The sequence below is a fragment of the Streptomyces stoeckheimensis genome, from assembly GCF_045822005.1.
GTDB lineage: Bacteria > Actinomycetota > Actinomycetes > Streptomycetales > Streptomycetaceae > Streptomyces > Streptomyces stoeckheimensis.
Genome location: NZ_CP169550.1, coordinates 8,375,943 through 8,391,402 on the forward strand (window position 1 = coordinate 8,375,943; position 15,460 = coordinate 8,391,402).

Sequence of the window (15,460 nt, forward strand, 5' to 3'; positions counted from 1 at the left end):
GCAGGGACCTCAGGACATTGCAGCATCCGTCGCGGTGACCTGCATCTCCGGAAGCGCCCGCCTCGCCCGCCTCGCCCGCCCCGCCCGCCCCTCCTGCATCTCCGGGTTCAGCGCGTGAGCTCGTAAAGGCTCCTGCCCGCCAGCCACACCCCGAGGACGAGGCAGGTGACGACGACGGCCGGGTCCTTGTGTCCCGACAGCCATGCGCGCAGGTTCGTCAGCGCGAGCCCGGCCCTGTCGGGCGCGCACACCATGTACAGCTCCATGGCCAGGAGGCTCGACGTGGCGAGAATGCAGAAGGCCAGCAGGGCCAGGTACGACCCGCTCCGGGACAGGTCCGCCTCGACGACGGTGGCCGCTCCGGCACCGACCATGCCCCAGGGCTGCAGGAGCAGGGCGAGTCCGGCCGCCGACCACACGGTGACCTGATCCATGCGGGACGTGAGCGAGCCGCCTCCTGAGGTATCGGACCGGGAAGGTGCCGGGGAAGTCGGTACCTTGCGGCGCCTGCGGCGCCGGTGCTCGCCGTAAAGGACCAGGCCGATGCCGATGGCCAGTTTCGCCGCGTGAGCGGCGTCGGAAGGCGGAGACCGGGGCGGAGGCGGTTCGCCACCTGTGAGGAGGATGACGACGGCGATCACCGCGACGAGGCAGGCGAACCACGCGAGGAGGAACGCGAACCCCTTCCACACGCCCCTGGGCGCCGACAGCACCAGCACGAAGGCCATGATCGGGAGCGGGTAGAGCGTGATGACCAGGCCGATGAAGAACAGGTCAAGGAGCATGGCCGCCGCGCACCCCGGGTCGGACTGATGGGAGCGAAGCCGCCAGGGACGGGTAGTCCAGGACCAGGCCGTCGTCGTCGAAGGCGATGTCCGCGCGGAAGTCGCCGGACTCGTAGCGGACGCGCGTGCCGTGCTCGGCGCGGCCGAGGTGCGTGTACGTCTGCCGGTTCGCCTCGACGGCGAGGTCCGGGACCGAGACCCAGGCCATGAGGAAGTGGTGCGGGCCGGTTCCGGGCTGCCGGTGCAGGCCGTGGCGGAGCACGGGCATGGTGTTGGTCATCGGGCAGAGGCCCAGGTCGCAGTCGAGCGCGCCGTCGAGATCGGGGCGGTGCGCGCCGTCCACGGTCCAGCGTCCGGAGGCGTGCCGCAGGTCCAGCGCGCGGGTCGTCGCCGCCGTCTCGACCGTCACGTGGAGCCGCGAGGTCACGTAGCCGTCGGAGGTTTCGAGCGCGTACGTCAGCCAGTACGGCTCGGGGTCCCGACCGACGGCGTGCCCGCGCGCGGTCAGGGCGCCCTGGCCGAGGTCGACCCAGGCGGTCGAATAGCCCGAGCCGGGGAAGACCTCCCAAGTGCGCGCGAGGCGCCGGGGTCCGCTCATGCCGTCACCGTATCCGCCCGGGGGCCGGGCTGACGCGATGCGCGTCAGGTGCCGGCGGACGCGCGCCGGATCGCGTCGAGTGCGCGCGCCACGTCCTCGTCGGTCGTCGACCAGTTGCTCACCGAGATGCGCATGACGCGACGCCCGCGCCAGGTGGAGCCGCTGATCCAGGCCGTGCCGTCGTCGAGCAGTCGGGCGAGGACCCGCTCCGTGCGCGCGTCGTCGCCGAACTCGGCGCAGACCTGGGTGAACACCACGTCGTTGAGGACGGTCGCGCCGTCCGTCCCGGCGATGCCTTCGGCGAACGCGGCGGCGTGCCCGCACAGCCGCTCGACGAGGTCGGCCACCCCGGACCTGCCGAGGGACCTGAGCACCGCCCACACGGTGAAGGCCCTGCCGCGCCGGGAGAGTTCCGGGACCTTGTCGGTGGGGTCGCCCTGCTCGTGCTGATGAGGTAGTCGCCGCGCAGACCCATCGCCGCCCGGACCGCGGAGGGGTCGCGCACGATGGCGAGGCCGCAGTCGTACGGGACGTTCAGGGTCTTGTGGGCGTCCGTCGCCCAGGAGTCGGCGTCCGCACAGCCCGCCGTCAGGTGCGCGTACCGGGGAGACGCGGCCGCCCACAGCCCGAAGGCGCCGTCCACGTGCACCCACGCGTCCGCCTCGCGAGCGGCACCGATCGCCTCGACGAAGGGGTCGAAGGCCCCGGAGTGGATGTCTCCGGCCTGCAGGATCACGAGCGTGGGGCGTTGCCCGCCGGCCGCCAGGGCGCGCCGCAGGGCCGCGGGCTCGATGCGGCCCTGCCCGTCCGCCGTGATCAGTTCGGGCTGCCCGAGTCCCAGGTAGCGCAGGGCCAGGTCGATGGCCATGTGGCGGTCCTCGCCTGCGAGGACCCGTACGCCCGGCCCGCCCGTGAGTCCGTCACGAGCGACGTTCCAGCCGGCGCGCCGCAGCACCGCGTCGCGCCCGGCGGCGAGGCAGGTGAAGTTGGCCATCGTGGCCCCGGTGGTGAAGCCCACGGCGCTGTCGGCCGGCAGTCCGAGGAGATCCAGCAGCCACGCCCCGGCGACCTCCTCCACCGCCGAGTACGCGGGCGAGGCGGCGTGCAAGACGCAGTTCTGGTCCCAGGCACTGACGAGCCAGTCCGTGGCGAGCGCGGCCGGTTCGGTGCCTCCGATCACGAACCCGTAGAAGCGGCCGCTGGGGAACGCGGTGAGCCCCGGTTCGCAGGCCGTGGCGAGCAGGTCGACGACATCGGCGGGTGCACTGGGAGCGGCGGGCAGTTCGCGGCCGAGCGCGCGCACGATCTCGTCGACCGAAGCGCGGGCGGGAACCCGGCGGTCGTTCAGGCTCGCCAGCCAGCGGACGGCATGGTCGTGGGCCCGTCGGAGCGCTGCCTCGCGCGCGTCCATACCTCGGACTATGAGGCAGGAGCCACCACCCCGCAAGCCACGCCCGGACCGGGTCCGGCGGCCCTGCCCCTCCCCGGACCGGGACCGTCAGGGGAGGGGCAGGCTCTGTTCGGACCAGACGGTCTTGCCTCCCCGGGCGTAGCGGCTGCCCCAGCGGTGCGAGAGCTGGGCGACGATGTACAGGCCACGCCCGCCCTCCTCGGAGCTCCTCGCGCGCCGCATCCTAGGCTGCGTGTTGCTGGAGTCCGACACCTCGCACGTCAGGGTGTCCGCCCGGATCAGCCGGAGCCGGACCTGGCCGCCGGCGTGCCGAATGGCGTTGGTGACCAGTTCGCTGACGATGAGCTCCGTGCTGAAGGCCAGCTCGTCGAGATCCCAGGCGGTCAGCTGCGCCAGGACGAGGTGGCGCGCGTCGGCGACGACCGCCGGGTCGGCGTCGAGCCGCCACGTCGCGATGGCGCCCGGATCCACCACCCGGGTACGGGCCAGCAGGAGGGTGACGTCGTCCCGCAGCCTGCCCGGCGGCAACCCCGCCACGATGTCGTGGCGGGCCTCGCGCAGCGGCCGCCCGAGTACGTCCGCGCGCAGCAGCCGGTCCGCCAGATCGCGCATGCCCTGGTCGATGTCGCCTTCCCCGCGTTCGATCAGCCCGTCGGTGTACAGGGCGAGGACGCTCCCCGGCGCCAGCTCGCGCTCGACCGCCTCGAAGGGCCAGCCCCCGACCCCCAGGGGCGGGCCGGGGCTCAGCTCGACGTACTCCACGGTTCCGTCCGGGCCGACCACGGCCGGGGGCGGGTGTCCGGCGCTCGCCATGACGCAGCTGCGGGTCACCGGGTCGTAGACGGCGTACAGGCAGGTGGCCCCGGCCGGTCCGCCGGGCACCGGCGTGCCCGCGTCTGCGTCTTCGGCGGCGTCGCTCTCGGCCTCGGCGCCGACCTGCAGGACCATGTCGTCCACGTGCGCCAGCAGTTCCTCGGGTTCCAGTTCCAGGTCCGCCATCGCGCGTACGGCGCTGCGCAGGCGCCCCATCATGGCCGTGGCGTGCAGCCCGTGGCCGGTGACGTCCCCGGCCACCAGGGCGACACGGGCCGACGACAAGGGGATGACGTCGAACCAGTCGCCGCCCACTCCGCTGTCCGCGTCGGCCGGCAGGTAGAGGCCGGCGGCTTCCACCGCGGGTGTTTCCGCGGTGGCCGGCGGCAGCAGGCTGCGCTGCAGGCCCACCGCCGTGCGGCGTTCCTTGGTGTACCGGCGCGCGTTGTCCACGGCGACGGCCGCACGGGCCGCGATCTCCTCCAAGAGTGCCAGGTCGTCCGGCTCCAGCGGTGCGGTGTCCCCCGTGCGCCAGAGCGTGAGCCTTCCGAACCCGATGCCCCGTGCGCACAGCGGCGCCGTCATCGCCGAGTGCGCACCCGGGACGGCGGTGGCCCACTTCGGCGGGTCGCTCCCGGGTTCCGCGGGTCGCGCTCCGAGGAGCGTGATCAGCTCCCCCCGGCATTCCCGGTCCTCGGGCCCGGCCGGTTCGGACCCTCCCGCCCCGGTCGCCGCCGGGTGGGCGACGGCTGTGGCGAGCGGAGCCGCGAACCGGGTCGTCCCCTTGCGCAGCGCGTCCGCGTCCGCTCCGGCGACGGCCATCCGGATCAGGGGCAGCGGGAGATGATGCCCGTCGGCGGGTGGTTCACCGCCGCTCAGAACGGTCTCCACGAGATCCACCGCGGCGCAATCGCCGAACGAGGGCGCCAGCACGCCGACCAGGTCCTCGACGGTGCGCAGGACGGACAGCGAACCGCCCAGCGCTCCGGTCGCGCGGTACAGCAGGTCCAGGCGCCCGCGCGACCGTTCGTGGTCGGTGACGTCGGTGAACACCGCCGCCACCCCCATCGGACGTCCGTCGGGCTGCTGCAGCCGGAACGCCTGGATGGTCACGATCCGACCCCCTCGGGGGTCGTCCAGGGTGCGCGCGGTCGTGTTGAAACCGATCAGGGGGTGCCCGCTGTGCAGGACCTCCCGCAGCCGGTCGTCGATGGTCCGCGCGTCCGCCGCCCACAGGAAGTCGGACAGGCGCCTGCCCTTCAGCTCGACGGGCACCCCGGTGTACGGCAACAGGTGCGTGTTGGTCCGCAGCAGGCGCAGGTCGGCGTCGAAGACGGCCAGGCCCACGCGCCCCTGCAGGAACAGCTCCTGGGTGAAGGCGTGGTCCTGCCGCCATCGGGCGACCAGCTCCAGGGGCGCGCCGAGTACGAGGCAGCGGCCCGCGTTCCCCCGTACGCCGTCGTTCAGCGGGATGGCGCGGAAGCCGATCTCCAGCTCACGCCCCGAGCCGTGCCGCAGGGTGGCCCGGCCCTCCCAACCGTCCCCGCCCCTGCCCGCTTGGCCGCCCTGCGCCAGCACCGCTTGCCAGCTGCCCGGATCCGGGTCCGCCAGGAGCTCGTGGGCCGGGCGGCCGCACACGTCCGCGGACCGGCGCTCCAGGAGGGCTTCGGCCGCCGGTGTCCAGGCGACGATCGTCCCGGCACCGTCGAGGAGTGCCGCGGCCGTGTTCGTGGCGGCGAAGGGATAATCCTGGTTGCTCTCCGTGGCGCGCATGCGTGCCCATCTCGTCAGCCCGGTCCCGCTGTCCCCATGCTGCTCGATGTCCGGAACGGCAGCCAGACGCGTTGCACCATCCGGTACCGCTTCAGACGTCAGTCAAAGTGTCTCGCGAGCGTCCGCCCGGTGCGCGCCCCTGCTGACGCCCCGGTGAGCGGTCCCGTTCCTGTGCACACCCTGCGGGCTTCCTTAAGGAACCTTGAAGAACGCCTCCGAATCACCATTTCCGCTGGTCACCACCCTAGGCTCGGGTCAGCCGTCTCCCCCTTCTCGCCGAGAGGTCCCCCAGGCATGAGCCGCAGCAGAACCCCCGGAACTCCGTCCCGCGTCGAGGCGCGGCGGAAGAAGACGGTGCGTACGCGCATCGTGCTGTCCCTCACCGCGGCGGGCGCGGTGGTGGCGGTCGGGGTCGCGGTCGCAGCCTCCGGCGACGGCGCACGAACCACCGGGGCGAAGGCCCGGGCGGCGGTCTCCGGTGGCGGGGCGGCGGCGGAATCCTCCCCTTCCGCCGCCCCCGCGCTCTCCGCCGACGCCGCGTCCGCGACGGGCGCGATGCCGTCGGCGGCGCCCGGCACCGACTCCACGGGATCCGCCGCCCCCACGAAGCCGGCGCCGGAGAGCAGCTCCGCCCCCGCGGCCCCGGCACCGGCCGCCAAGCCCAAGCCCACCCGTACGCCCACCGCGACCACCGGCGGCGGTTCTGGCGGTTCAGGCGGTTCCTCGGGCTCCTCCGGTTCCTCGGGCTCCTCGGGTTCTTCCGGCTCCTCCGCCGTGGAGTCGGCGGTCCTCGCCCTGGTCAACAAGGAGCGGGCCGCGGCCGGGTGCGGTGCGGTGACCGCGAACGCGAAGCTGAGCGCCGCGGCACGGGCGTACAGCGACACCATGGCCCGCAGCGGCGTCATGTCCCACACCGGACCCGACGGGTCCACCATGACCACCCGCGTGGAAGCCGCCGGATACGGCTGGTCCCGCCTGGGCGAGAACATAGCCCGCGGCCAGGCGGACGCCGCCGCGGTCATGAACGCGTGGATGAACAGCCCCGGCCACAAGGCCAACATCCTCAATTGCGGCTTCCGCGAGATCGGCATAGGTTTCCACAAGGGTGACGGCGGCCCCTGGTGGACGCAGAACTTCGGAACGGCCAAGTAGACCCCCTCACCCGCCCCGCACCCGCGGGGCCCGGCACACGTCGTCCTCCGACCCGTACGCGGGCCAGGAGGACGTCTGCGTTTCCCCGCGCATCCGGGGCCGTCCGGCGGGGCGGGTTCGTTACGGGGGAGGCGGTGACGGCCGGCCGAACGGGTCGGCCACTATGGGGCCGTGCCCCGGATTCCGCGCTACCTGCTCATATGGCTGTCGTGCACGGCCGCCAGCGTGACCGCCGTGCTCGGCACGGTCCAGTTCGTCGTCGGTTCGACCAGGCACACGCCCCCGGTCGCGCGGTCCGCCCCCGCGGTCGTCGAGACGCCGCCGGCCTGGACGGCGGTGCCGGCCCCCTCGCCGAGCCCGCAGTCGCCGAGCGCCACCGCCAGTGGGTCGCCCGGCGCGACCGAGCGGCCGTCACCCCCGGCTTCGACACCCACCTCCGCGAAGGCCCCGACGGCCACGCCCCGGACGACGGCGCCCAAACCGCCCGTCGACTGCACCGGGGGCGGATACGGCCTGCACACCGTCCCCTCGGAAGGCGGCAAGGTCACCGTGCGCTACGGCAACCGCGGCGTGTGCCTGATCTCCGCGGTCCCCGGCCGGGGATACAAGGCCGCCACGTCACAGACCGCGGACGACACCCTGACCGTCACGTTCACCGGCGCGGACCACCGCTCGGTGATCACCGCGACGATCACCCCGTCGGCCAAGGCCAGCGTGCGCGAGACGTCCTTCTGATCCCTCTGTTCCCTCTGACCCGTTTTCCGGGTTTCACCCCCTTGTGCGCGCCTATCTTCCGAGCTCCGGTGAAGCGGAAGGTGAGCTGTTCCTTAGGGGAACCTCAAGATCACGCCGAGCCGGTTCCGGCGGCCCCCGACGGTCCTATGCTCGCGTCAGCCGAGCGGCCTTCGGCGCCCGGGCACGACTGTCCCGGCACCCCCGACGAGCCGCCCCGTGCTGCCGTGCCAACGGCTCCACCGATCCGGAAGGCGTTTCGCGCCTCCGTACTCCGAACCGCGCCCTGGGGTGTCTTCGCCATGACTTCTCGCATACTCCGACCCGCCCGTGCCACCCGCCGCACGCCGCGCCCGCGCTCCGCCGCGCCCCTGGCCGTGCGGCTGCCCCTGGTGGCCGCGGCCGTGGTCGCCGCCGGGCTGACCGCGGCGTGCGGTCCGTCCGCCCAGCCCACCGGTGCCGCCGCCCCGGCCACGGCCGGACAGCCCTCGCAGAGCCTCGGGGCCGAAACGGGGTCCGCGTCCGCGGAGGCGTCCCCGACCGCCCCCACGGCGTCCACCGCGCCCTCCGCGCCGCCGTCGGCGTCCGCATCGGCCGGCACCCCGGCCGGAGCCTCGCCCAGCCCCTCGCGCGCCCAGCCCGCCAAGCCCACCCCCAAGCCGTCCCGCACCTCCGCCGCGCCCGCGCCGGCGGCCCGGATACCCGGCCCCGGTTACGACAGTTCGGCCGACGCGCAGAAGCTGATCGACGCGGCGCTGCGCGCGGCCAAGGCCGACGGCCGGATGGTGCTGCTCGACTTCGGCGCCAACTGGTGCGGCAACTGCAAGGCGGCCGACAAGGTGTTCGCCCAGCCTCAGACGGCGTCGATCCTCGGAGCCTCGTACCACCTGGTCAAGGTGGACATCGGCGGCAACAGCTCCGCCAACTCCGCCCTCCTGCGCAAGTACAGCCCCTCGGGCGGGACGTACAAGATGCCCGTCCTGGTGGTGGTCTCGCCGTCCGGCACGGTGCGCACCGACACCCACGTCACCGGCAATCCCGCCCTGACCTCGGACGGCCTCGGCTCCTTCCTCCGCCAGTGGGCGTCATGAGACGAACGCTCCCGCGCTCCACCGCCCTGGCCGGTGCCGGCCTCGCGGTGGCGCTCGCCGGGTGCCTCTACGCCGCTGCGGGCGCCGCCCCCGACGGCGGCGACGGCAGCGGGGAGGCGCCCGGCCCGGGGAGAGCCGCGGTCAGGCCCATGTCCGCGGCCGTGGTCGTGGACTCCGGGGCCCGGCCGGACGCGCCCGCGCTGACGGGCGCCGACCTGGACGGAAAGCCGGTCGGTCTCGCCGAGTTCCGGGGCCAGGTCGTCGTCCTCAACGTCTGGGGATCGTGGTGCGGGCCCTGCCGGGCGGAGGCCGACGACCTCGAGCGGCTCAGCGGGCAGACCCGCGCGCAAGGCGTCCGGTTCCTCGGGATCAACACCCGCGACCGGGACCGCGCGGCGGCGCAGTCCTTCGTACGCGCGCACGGCCTGGGATTCCCCAGCCTCCACGACCCCACCGGCGAGCTCCTGCTCCGCTTTCCGCCCGCGCTCCTCAACCCGCAGACCATCCCCTCGACGCTGGTGATCGACCGCCGCGGCCGGATCGCCGTCAGCATCGGGGGAGCGGTCACCGACGAGGAACTGGGGCCCCTGCTCGCCCGCGTCGCGCAGGAGACGGCATGACGGGGCTCCTCCACGGGACGCTGGTCGTCGCCGCCCCCGTGGCGTTCTTCGCGGGACTGGTCTCCTTCCTCTCGCCGTGCGTCCTGCCGCTCGTGCCGGGCTACCTCAGCTACGTGACCAGCCTGTCGGTCTCCGACCTGGCGGACGCCCGCGGCGGGCAGCGCAGCCGCATGGCGGCCGGCGCGGCGCTCTTCGTCCTGGGCTTCACGGCCGTACTGGTCTCCGGCGGCGCCCTGTTCGGGTACTTCGGCCGCACCCTGCTGGCCCACCAGGAGGTGGTCACCCAGGTGCTCGGCGTCTTCACCGTGCTGATGGGGCTGTCCTTCATGGGCTTCCTGCCGGGTTTCACGCAGCGGGAGTTCCGCAGCCACCGGCGGCCCGTGCTCGGCCTGGCGGGAGCGCCGCTGCTGGGGGCGGTGTTCGCGGTGGGGTGGACCCCGTGCATCGGCCCGACGCTGGCCGCCGTCCAGGCGCTCGCCTGGAGCGAGGCCAGCGCGGCCCGCGGGGCCCTGCTGATGGCGGCCTACTGCCTCGGGCTGGGTCTGCCGTTCCTCCTCGCGGCCCTGGCCTTCCGCCGCGCACTGGGCGCCTTCGGCCTGGTCAAACGGCACTACCAGTGGGTCCTGCGCGCCGGCGGCGGAATGCTCGTCCTCGTCGGCGTGCTGCTGGCCTCCGGCCTGTGGAACGACCTCGTCTACCGGCTCCAGTTGTGGAGCGCGGCGTACACCACGGCCGTCTAGAGCCGGCCGGACCCCTTCCCGCCCCCGCTCCTCCCTCCCCTGACGAAAGCACAGCCGATGAACGTGTCCCCGTACGCGCGCCACTCCCGCAAGGCCCGCCTCGCCGCCGCCCTGCTCTCCCTGACCGCCCTCACGGCCTGCGGCGAGCAGACCGCCGCGACCGGCTCCGCGCCCACGACGAGCTTCACCGAGAACGGGGTCACCGTCACCCTCTCGGTCTCCGCATGGCAGCCACCGCGGGGCACTTTGACCGCGGTCTTCACCCCGGAGGAGAAGGGGTTCCACCTCTACAGCACCGATCTGCCGGCCACCGGAATCGAGGGCGTCGGCCGGCCGACCTCGCTGGGCGTCACCGGCGTCCTGCGGGCGGACGGGAAGCTGAAGGCCGCGGCGGACGTACGGACGATCCGCGTGCCCGGCGTCGACGCCCCGGTCCCCGTCTACCCGGACGGCCCGGTCACCACCACCCTGCCCGTCCGCCTGGACGGCAACGGGGAGGCGACCGTACTGCTCGGGTACGCGAGCTGCAGTGCGGAGGAGGGCTGCACCATTCCGGTCTCCGACCGCCCCGTCCGCGTGCGCGTCACCGACAAGGGCCCCACCTTCGGTGACCGATAGAACGAGCGTTCACTAAGGTGTGCCCATGCCGAGCGTCCTGGTCGTCGAAGACGACCCCAGCATCCGCCAGTCACTCATCGAAGTCCTGGCGGAGCACGGCTATGCCGTACGCAGCGCGGGCGACGGGTTCGGCGCCCTGCGCGAGGTCACCCAGTCGCCCGTCGACGCGGTGGTCCTCGACCTGGGGCTGCCCGATCTGGACGGAGGAGACGCACTGCGCATGATCCGGGGCATCTCCTCCGTTCCCGTCCTGGTGGCCACCGCCCGCGACGACGAAGCGGAAATCATCCGGCTCCTCAACGCGGGCGCCGACGACTACCTGGTCAAACCCTTCTCCGGGGGACAGCTCATCGCACGCCTCTCCGCCGTCCTGCGGCGCACCAGCACCCTGCCGCCCGCCCATGCCGCGCACGGCGCCCGGGGTTCGCGGCCGGCGCCGGCCGCCGAACCGCTGCGCCCCACCACCGTGGGCGAGCTGGCGGTGGACCCCGGGGCGCGCACGGCGTACCTGTCCGGCCGTGAGCTCCGGCTCACCCGCCGCGAGTTCGACCTCCTGGCCTTCCTCGCCCACCACACCGGCCAGGTCGTCTCCAAACGGCGGCTGCTGACCGAGGTCTGGCGCGAACCCTACGTCGACGACCAGACCGTCGACGTGCACCTGTCCTCGCTGCGCCGCAAGCTCGGCGAACGCGCGGCGGCCCCGCGCTACCTGCTGACCGTCCGCGGCGTCGGCATCAAGCTGGTGGCGCCGCGGTGAGACGCTCGCTCGCCGGAGTGGCGCTCGCCGTCACGTCCATGGTCGCCCTCTCCTTCCTCATACCGCTGGCCGCCCTGGTGATGTCGCTCGTCAAGGAGCAGAGCGTCACCGCGGCCGAGCAGCAGGCGGCCGCCCTGGCCCCCGTACTGGCCCTGACCACGGATCCGTCCGCCCTGCGGGAATCCGCCGCGAGCCTGGACGCGGCCGAGTACGTGGTCGTCCACCTGCCGGACGAACCCGCCCTCGGCGCGTCCCGGGCCCCGGCGGCCCTGCTCGAACGGGCCCAGCAGGGCCGCGAGTCCATCTCCCAGGAGATGCCCGGCGGGTGGATCTGCCTGCAGCCGGTGGTACTGCCCGGGGACCAGGTCGCCGTCATCGAGAACTTCGTCCCCGAAGAAGAGCTGACCCGCGGGGTCACGGCTTCCTGGACGGTCATGCTCCTCCTCGCCGTCGGACTGGTGGGCGGTTCCGTCCTGGTCGCCGACCGGCTCGGCGCGAAGGTCGTCAGGTCCTCCAAGAGGCTCGCCCACGCCTCCCAGGCCCTGGGCCGGGGCAATCTGGACGCCCGCGTGGACCCCATGGGCCCCAGGGAACTGCGCGAGGCGGGCATCGCCTTCAACACCATGGCCCACCGGATGACCGAACTGCTCGCCGTCGAACGCGAACTGGTCGCCGACCTGTCCCACCGCCTGCGCACCCCGCTGACGGCCCTGCACCTGGCAACGGAACGCATGGCCGGCTCACCGGAGTCGGCCAGGGTCGAGGCCGCCGTGTGCGCCCTGGAGACGGAACTCCGAGCCATCATCACCGCGGCCCGCACCCCGCTCGCCGTGGGCCCGATGGGACAGGGCATGCTCGGCACGGAAGCGGACACGGACACGGGCACGGCGCACCACGCCACGCACCCCGGACCGGCCGGACCCCGCTGCGAGGCGGCGGACGTCGTGCGCCGGCGCACCGCCTTCTGGGCGGTCCTGGCGGAGCAGCAGAACCGCCCCTGCTCCCTCGACCTCACCCAGGAGCCCGCGGCCGTCGGCCTGTCCGAAGACGACGTCGCCGCCGTGGTGGACGCGCTCATCGGCAACGTCTTCCGGCACACCCCGCCCGGCACCGCGTTCGCCGTCCGCGTCGCCCGTACCGCCCAGGCCGTGGAACTGGTCGTGGAGGACGCCGGTCCGGGCATCCCCGAACCGGAGCAGGCACTCTCCCGCGGAAGCAGCACCGGTTCCTCGGGGCTCGGCCTCGACATCGCCCGCAGGGCCGGGTCCGTCACCGGCGGCTCGGTGCGCATCGCCCGCGGCCCCCGCGGCGGCGCCCGGATCACCGTGGTCTTCGGCCTGGCCGCACCCCCGCCGTCCGGGCGTGCGCCGCGCGCCTCCCGGCGGCGTACGGGATGGCCGCGCGCCCGGTGAAGGCCGCGGGCCGCCGGTGTAGGCCTGGGGCGGGCCGTGTCGTCAGACCGCCGGGGAGACCTCGGGCGCGACCTCGGGGAAGACGGGGGCGATCCCGAGAGCCGGCGCGATCGCCCGCCAGATCGTCGACTGGGCCGTGGCGAGGTCGATGCGGGGGTCCTCCAGCATCAGACGGTTGCCGAGGCCGTCGCACAGCGCCAGCACCAGCGTCCCCACTTCGGCGACGTCGCAGTCGGTGAACTCGCCGGAAGCGATGCCCCGTTCCACGACTCCGGCGACCCACGCGTGCAACTGGTCGTACAGGTCGACGGCGAGGACCCGGGCCGCCGCGTCGCGCAGGGCGCGCACCCACAGCTCCTGCCAGAGCTTCCAGTCCTGGCGGAGCTCGGCGTCCGTGGGCAGCATGCTCCGTACGATCCGGGCCAGGACGTCGGCGGCCGGCAGCGAATCGTCCTCGCTGCCGGTGTCCGTACCGGTCTTGGCGAAGGAATGCGTCATCGCCTCGGCGAAGAGCTTCTCGCGGGTGTCGAAGTGATAGTGGAGCAGGGCCTTCGAGACACCGGCGTGTTCGGCGACCTTGCGCATGCTGACGTGCTCGAAACCGATGTCGGCGATCACTTCGCACGCGGCCGTGAGGATTCGCTCCCGCGTTTCGAGTGCGCGCTCGGCCTTGGTCACGTTGGCTGCTCCCCGTGTCGGCGCACCCGTCGGATCGGGTGCGTGAGTAAACAAAAGGCCCCGGCGGCCCGGCCCGCCGAACCCCATCCTCGCGCATGGGGCAGCCGGGCTCGGGCCGTCGGGGCTCCGCGGTCAGGAATAGGTGTGGAACCCCCGGCCGGTCTTGCGGCCGAGCCGGCCCGCGTCCACCATCCGGGCCAGCAACGGCGGCGGGGCGTACAGCGGCTCCCGGTACTCCGCGTACATCGACCGGGCGATGGCCTGGACGGTGTCCAGGCCGATGAGATCGGCCAGGGCCAGCGGCCCGAGCGGGTGCGCGCACCCCAGGGTCATGGCCCGGTCGATGTCCTCGGCCGACGCCGTCCGCGACTCGGCCATCCGTACGGCGGCCAGCAGGTACGGAACGAGGAGCGCGTTCACCACGAACCCGGCCCGGTCCTCGGCGTGGACGACCTGCTTGCCCAGCACGCCGGAGGCGAACTCCCGCGCGCGCCGGACCGTGTCCGCGGAGGTGAGCAAGGAGGGCACCAGCTCGACCAGGGCGAGCACCGGGACGGGCTGGAAGAAGTGGAGGCCGACGACCTGCTCGGGCCGGGACGTGGCCGCCGCCAGCCGGATGACCGGGATGGAGGAGGTGTTCGTCGCGAGGACCGCGTCCCTGCGCCCGACGATCCGGTCGAGCCGGGCGAAGACCTCCAGCTTCGCCCGCTCGTCCTCGGCGACCGCTTCGACGGCGAGGTCCCGGTCCGCCATCCGGTCCATGTCCGTGGTCATCACGATCCGGCCCACCGCCGCGTCGCGCTCGGCGGCCGACAACTTCCCGGCGGCCGTGGCACGGGCCAGGGAGCGGGAGATCCGCTCCAGGCCGGCGTCAGCGGCCGCCCGGCTCGCCTCCACGACCACCACGTCCCGTCCGGCGCGGGCGCAGACCTCGGCGATGCCGGAGCCCATCAGGCCGCACCCCACGATCCCGACCCGTTCGACATCGGTCATCGGCTCTCCCCCTCGGGACTCTTGGGACTCTTGGGACTCTTCGGATGCGGAGGTCACACGGTCGAGGGCATCCGCAGTACGCCCGTGCCGCGCTTGACGAGTTCGCCCGCGATGATCAGGCGCTGGATCTCGGAGGTGCCCTCCCAGATCCGGTCGACGCGCAGCTCGCGGTAGAGCCGTTCGACGGGGTACGAGCGGTCGTAGCCTCGGCCGCCGAAGATCTGCAGGCAGCGGTCGATGACCCGGCCGGACGCCTCGCTCGCCGACAGCTTGGCGATGGCCGCCTTCGCGTGCAGCGTCTTGCGGTCGAGAGCGCCCTCGTCGACCTCCCAGGCGACCTGGTGGGTGTAGGCGCGGTTGACGGCGATGTCCACGGCGCAGTCGGCGAGCATGCCCTGGATCAGCTGGAAGTCGGCGATGGGGGAGCCGAACTGGCGGCGCTCGACCGCCCAGTCGCGGGCGAGTTCCAGGGCCCGCTCCGCCGCTCCGATCGTGCGCGCGGCGATCATCAGCCGCTCCTCGGTGAACCAGGAGCGGGTGATGTCGTAGCCCGTGCCCACCTCCCCGAGCACGGCGTCCGCGGGCAGGCGGACATCGGTGAAGGTGAACTCGGGGTGCTCGTAGACGAAGGTGTGCATCCAGCGGGGCACCCGGGTCATCTCGATGCCCGGGGTGTCCTTGTCGACGAGGAACAGGGTCGGTGCCCGGTCCTCCCCGGCGGCCGCGAGCACGATCATGAAGTCGGCGTGGTCGCCCACGGTGACGAACCACTTCTCGCCGTTCAGCACCCAGCCGCCGTCTTCGGTCCGCGTCGCCGTGGTCCGCAGGCTCTGCGGGTCGGAGCCGGCCTCGGGCTCGCTCACCGCGTAGCAGTCGCGGCGCTGCCCCCGGATCACCGGGACGAGGTACCGCTCGCGCTGCTCCGGCGTGCAGAAGGACAGGGCGTTGGCCGGCCGCCACACCATGTCCCACAGGGCGCCGGTGAGCCGCCCGAGTTCGGCCTGGACGGTGACCTGCTCCAGGATGGTCAGGCCGGCGCCGCCCCACTCCACGGGCATGTTGACGGCCTGGAGGCCGCTGTCGAGGACGGCGTCGCGGATCTCGATGTGGGCCTGCGGGGGCAGGCCGTTGTTCTCCTCGCAGTCGAGCTCGTACTTCGTGATGAACCCGGTGAGGGCGCGCGCCGAGTCGCGGAGCTCTTCCTGACGGGCGGTGAGGCGGAAGTCCATGTGCTGTTCGTCCTCGTGATCGTGGGTGAGAGGGGCAGGCGGTGGTGGTGGTTGTGGT

The 15,460-nt window shown here is 73.4% G+C and carries 15 protein-coding genes; 8 read left to right on the forward strand and 7 right to left on the reverse strand.

Annotation, left to right across the window (positions count from 1 at the left end; translation table 11 throughout):
- Positions 1–107: 107 nt before the first annotated feature.
- The 4 genes from ACE1OC_RS37970 to ACE1OC_RS37985 form a co-directional block, all read right to left on the reverse strand.
- Positions 108–785 carry a GAP family protein gene (locus tag ACE1OC_RS37970; protein ID WP_407840851.1) on the reverse strand — a complete coding sequence of 226 codons (678 nt, stop codon included), beginning with the start codon at positions 783–785 and terminating at the stop codon, positions 108–110.
- Positions 775–1,383, reverse strand: a complete 609-nt coding sequence (locus tag ACE1OC_RS37975; protein ID WP_407840852.1) for a putative glycolipid-binding domain-containing protein — start codon at positions 1,381–1,383, stop codon at positions 775–777. Before ACE1OC_RS37975 ends, ACE1OC_RS37970 begins: the two co-directional genes overlap by 11 nt.
- Positions 1,384–1,501: 118 nt before the next feature.
- A complete protein-coding gene (locus ACE1OC_RS37980) occupies positions 1,502–2,794 on the reverse strand; it encodes a pyridoxal phosphate-dependent decarboxylase family protein (RefSeq protein WP_407840853.1) in 1,293 nt (430 codons plus the stop codon).
- An 87-nt stretch (positions 2,795–2,881) separates the two neighbouring features.
- Entirely contained in the window at positions 2,882–5,380 is a 2,499-nt protein-coding gene (locus ACE1OC_RS37985; RefSeq protein ID WP_407840854.1) for an ATP-binding SpoIIE family protein phosphatase, read from the reverse strand.
- 294 nt (positions 5,381–5,674) lie between these two features.
- Here ACE1OC_RS37985 and ACE1OC_RS37990 point away from each other — a divergent pair, with 294 nt between their 5' ends.
- The 8 genes from ACE1OC_RS37990 (at position 5,675) to ACE1OC_RS38025 (ending at position 12,502) form a co-directional block, all read left to right on the forward strand.
- Entirely contained in the window at positions 5,675–6,532 is an 858-nt protein-coding gene (locus ACE1OC_RS37990; protein ID WP_407840855.1) for a CAP domain-containing protein, read from the forward strand.
- A 171-nt stretch (positions 6,533–6,703) separates the two neighbouring features.
- Positions 6,704–7,267, forward strand: a complete 564-nt coding sequence (locus tag ACE1OC_RS37995) for a hypothetical protein (protein WP_407840856.1) — start codon at positions 6,704–6,706, stop codon at positions 7,265–7,267.
- 299 nt (positions 7,268–7,566) lie between these two features.
- A complete protein-coding gene (locus tag ACE1OC_RS38000; protein ID WP_407840857.1) occupies positions 7,567–8,355 on the forward strand; it encodes a thioredoxin family protein in 789 nt (262 codons plus the stop codon).
- Positions 8,352–8,975, forward strand: a complete 624-nt coding sequence (locus ACE1OC_RS38005) for a TlpA disulfide reductase family protein (protein WP_407840858.1) — start codon at positions 8,352–8,354, stop codon at positions 8,973–8,975. The genes ACE1OC_RS38000 and ACE1OC_RS38005 overlap by 4 nt, the downstream gene beginning before the upstream one ends.
- Positions 8,972–9,715 (forward strand): cytochrome c biogenesis CcdA family protein, encoded by a 744-nt coding sequence (locus ACE1OC_RS38010; protein ID WP_250739909.1) that lies wholly within the window; start codon positions 8,972–8,974, stop codon positions 9,713–9,715. The genes ACE1OC_RS38005 and ACE1OC_RS38010 overlap by 4 nt, the downstream gene beginning before the upstream one ends.
- Positions 9,716–9,772: 57 nt before the next feature.
- Positions 9,773–10,333 carry a hypothetical protein gene (locus ACE1OC_RS38015; RefSeq protein WP_407840859.1) on the forward strand — a complete coding sequence of 187 codons (561 nt, stop codon included), beginning with the start codon at positions 9,773–9,775 and terminating at the stop codon, positions 10,331–10,333.
- A 25-nt stretch (positions 10,334–10,358) separates the two neighbouring features.
- Positions 10,359–11,090 (forward strand): response regulator transcription factor, encoded by a 732-nt coding sequence (locus ACE1OC_RS38020; protein WP_407840860.1) that lies wholly within the window; start codon positions 10,359–10,361, stop codon positions 11,088–11,090.
- Entirely contained in the window at positions 11,087–12,502 is a 1,416-nt protein-coding gene (locus ACE1OC_RS38025; protein WP_407840861.1) for an ATP-binding protein, read from the forward strand. The genes ACE1OC_RS38020 and ACE1OC_RS38025 overlap by 4 nt, the downstream gene beginning before the upstream one ends.
- Before the next feature lie 42 nt (positions 12,503–12,544).
- Here the strand turns inward: ACE1OC_RS38025 and ACE1OC_RS38030 are convergent, their stop codons facing one another.
- The 3 genes from ACE1OC_RS38030 to ACE1OC_RS38040 all read right to left on the reverse strand — a co-directional run bounded on the left by ACE1OC_RS38030 (position 12,545) and on the right by ACE1OC_RS38040 (position 15,402).
- Complete coding sequence (locus tag ACE1OC_RS38030) at positions 12,545–13,180, reverse strand: TetR/AcrR family transcriptional regulator (protein WP_407840862.1); 636 nt, start codon at positions 13,178–13,180, stop codon at positions 12,545–12,547.
- Positions 13,181–13,312: 132 nt separating this feature from the next.
- Entirely contained in the window at positions 13,313–14,173 is an 861-nt protein-coding gene (locus ACE1OC_RS38035) for a 3-hydroxybutyryl-CoA dehydrogenase (RefSeq protein ID WP_407840863.1), read from the reverse strand.
- Between the two features lie 53 nt (positions 14,174–14,226).
- Positions 14,227–15,402 carry an acyl-CoA dehydrogenase family protein gene (locus tag ACE1OC_RS38040; protein WP_407840864.1) on the reverse strand — a complete coding sequence of 392 codons (1,176 nt, stop codon included), beginning with the start codon at positions 15,400–15,402 and terminating at the stop codon, positions 14,227–14,229.
- Positions 15,403–15,460 lie beyond the last annotated feature (58 nt).

Excerpts from the sequence above, each read along its gene's own strand:
- ACE1OC_RS38035 (WP_407840863.1), bottom strand. The coding sequence starts at position 14,173 with ATGACCGATGTCGAACGGGTCGGGATCGTGGGGTGCGGCCTGATGGGC.
- ACE1OC_RS37980 (WP_407840853.1), bottom strand. The coding sequence starts at position 2,794 with ATGGACGCGCGCGAGGCAGCGCTCCGACGGGCCCACGACCATGCCGTC.
- ACE1OC_RS37975 (WP_407840852.1), bottom strand. The coding sequence starts at position 1,383 with ATGAGCGGACCCCGGCGCCTCGCGCGCACTTGGGAGGTCTTCCCCGGC.
- ACE1OC_RS38000 (WP_407840857.1), top strand. The coding sequence starts at position 7,567 with ATGACTTCTCGCATACTCCGACCCGCCCGTGCCACCCGCCGCACGCCG.
- ACE1OC_RS38020 (WP_407840860.1), top strand. The coding sequence starts at position 10,359 with ATGCCGAGCGTCCTGGTCGTCGAAGACGACCCCAGCATCCGCCAGTCA.
- ACE1OC_RS38010 (WP_250739909.1), top strand. The coding sequence starts at position 8,972 with ATGACGGGGCTCCTCCACGGGACGCTGGTCGTCGCCGCCCCCGTGGCG.
- ACE1OC_RS38015 (WP_407840859.1), top strand. The coding sequence starts at position 9,773 with ATGAACGTGTCCCCGTACGCGCGCCACTCCCGCAAGGCCCGCCTCGCC.
- ACE1OC_RS37990 (WP_407840855.1), top strand. The coding sequence starts at position 5,675 with ATGAGCCGCAGCAGAACCCCCGGAACTCCGTCCCGCGTCGAGGCGCGG.
- ACE1OC_RS38040 (WP_407840864.1), bottom strand. The coding sequence starts at position 15,402 with ATGGACTTCCGCCTCACCGCCCGTCAGGAAGAGCTCCGCGACTCGGCG.
- ACE1OC_RS37970 (WP_407840851.1), bottom strand. The coding sequence starts at position 785 with ATGCTCCTTGACCTGTTCTTCATCGGCCTGGTCATCACGCTCTACCCG.
- ACE1OC_RS37985 (WP_407840854.1), bottom strand. The coding sequence starts at position 5,380 with ATGCGCGCCACGGAGAGCAACCAGGATTATCCCTTCGCCGCCACGAAC.
- ACE1OC_RS38005 (WP_407840858.1), top strand. The coding sequence starts at position 8,352 with ATGAGACGAACGCTCCCGCGCTCCACCGCCCTGGCCGGTGCCGGCCTC.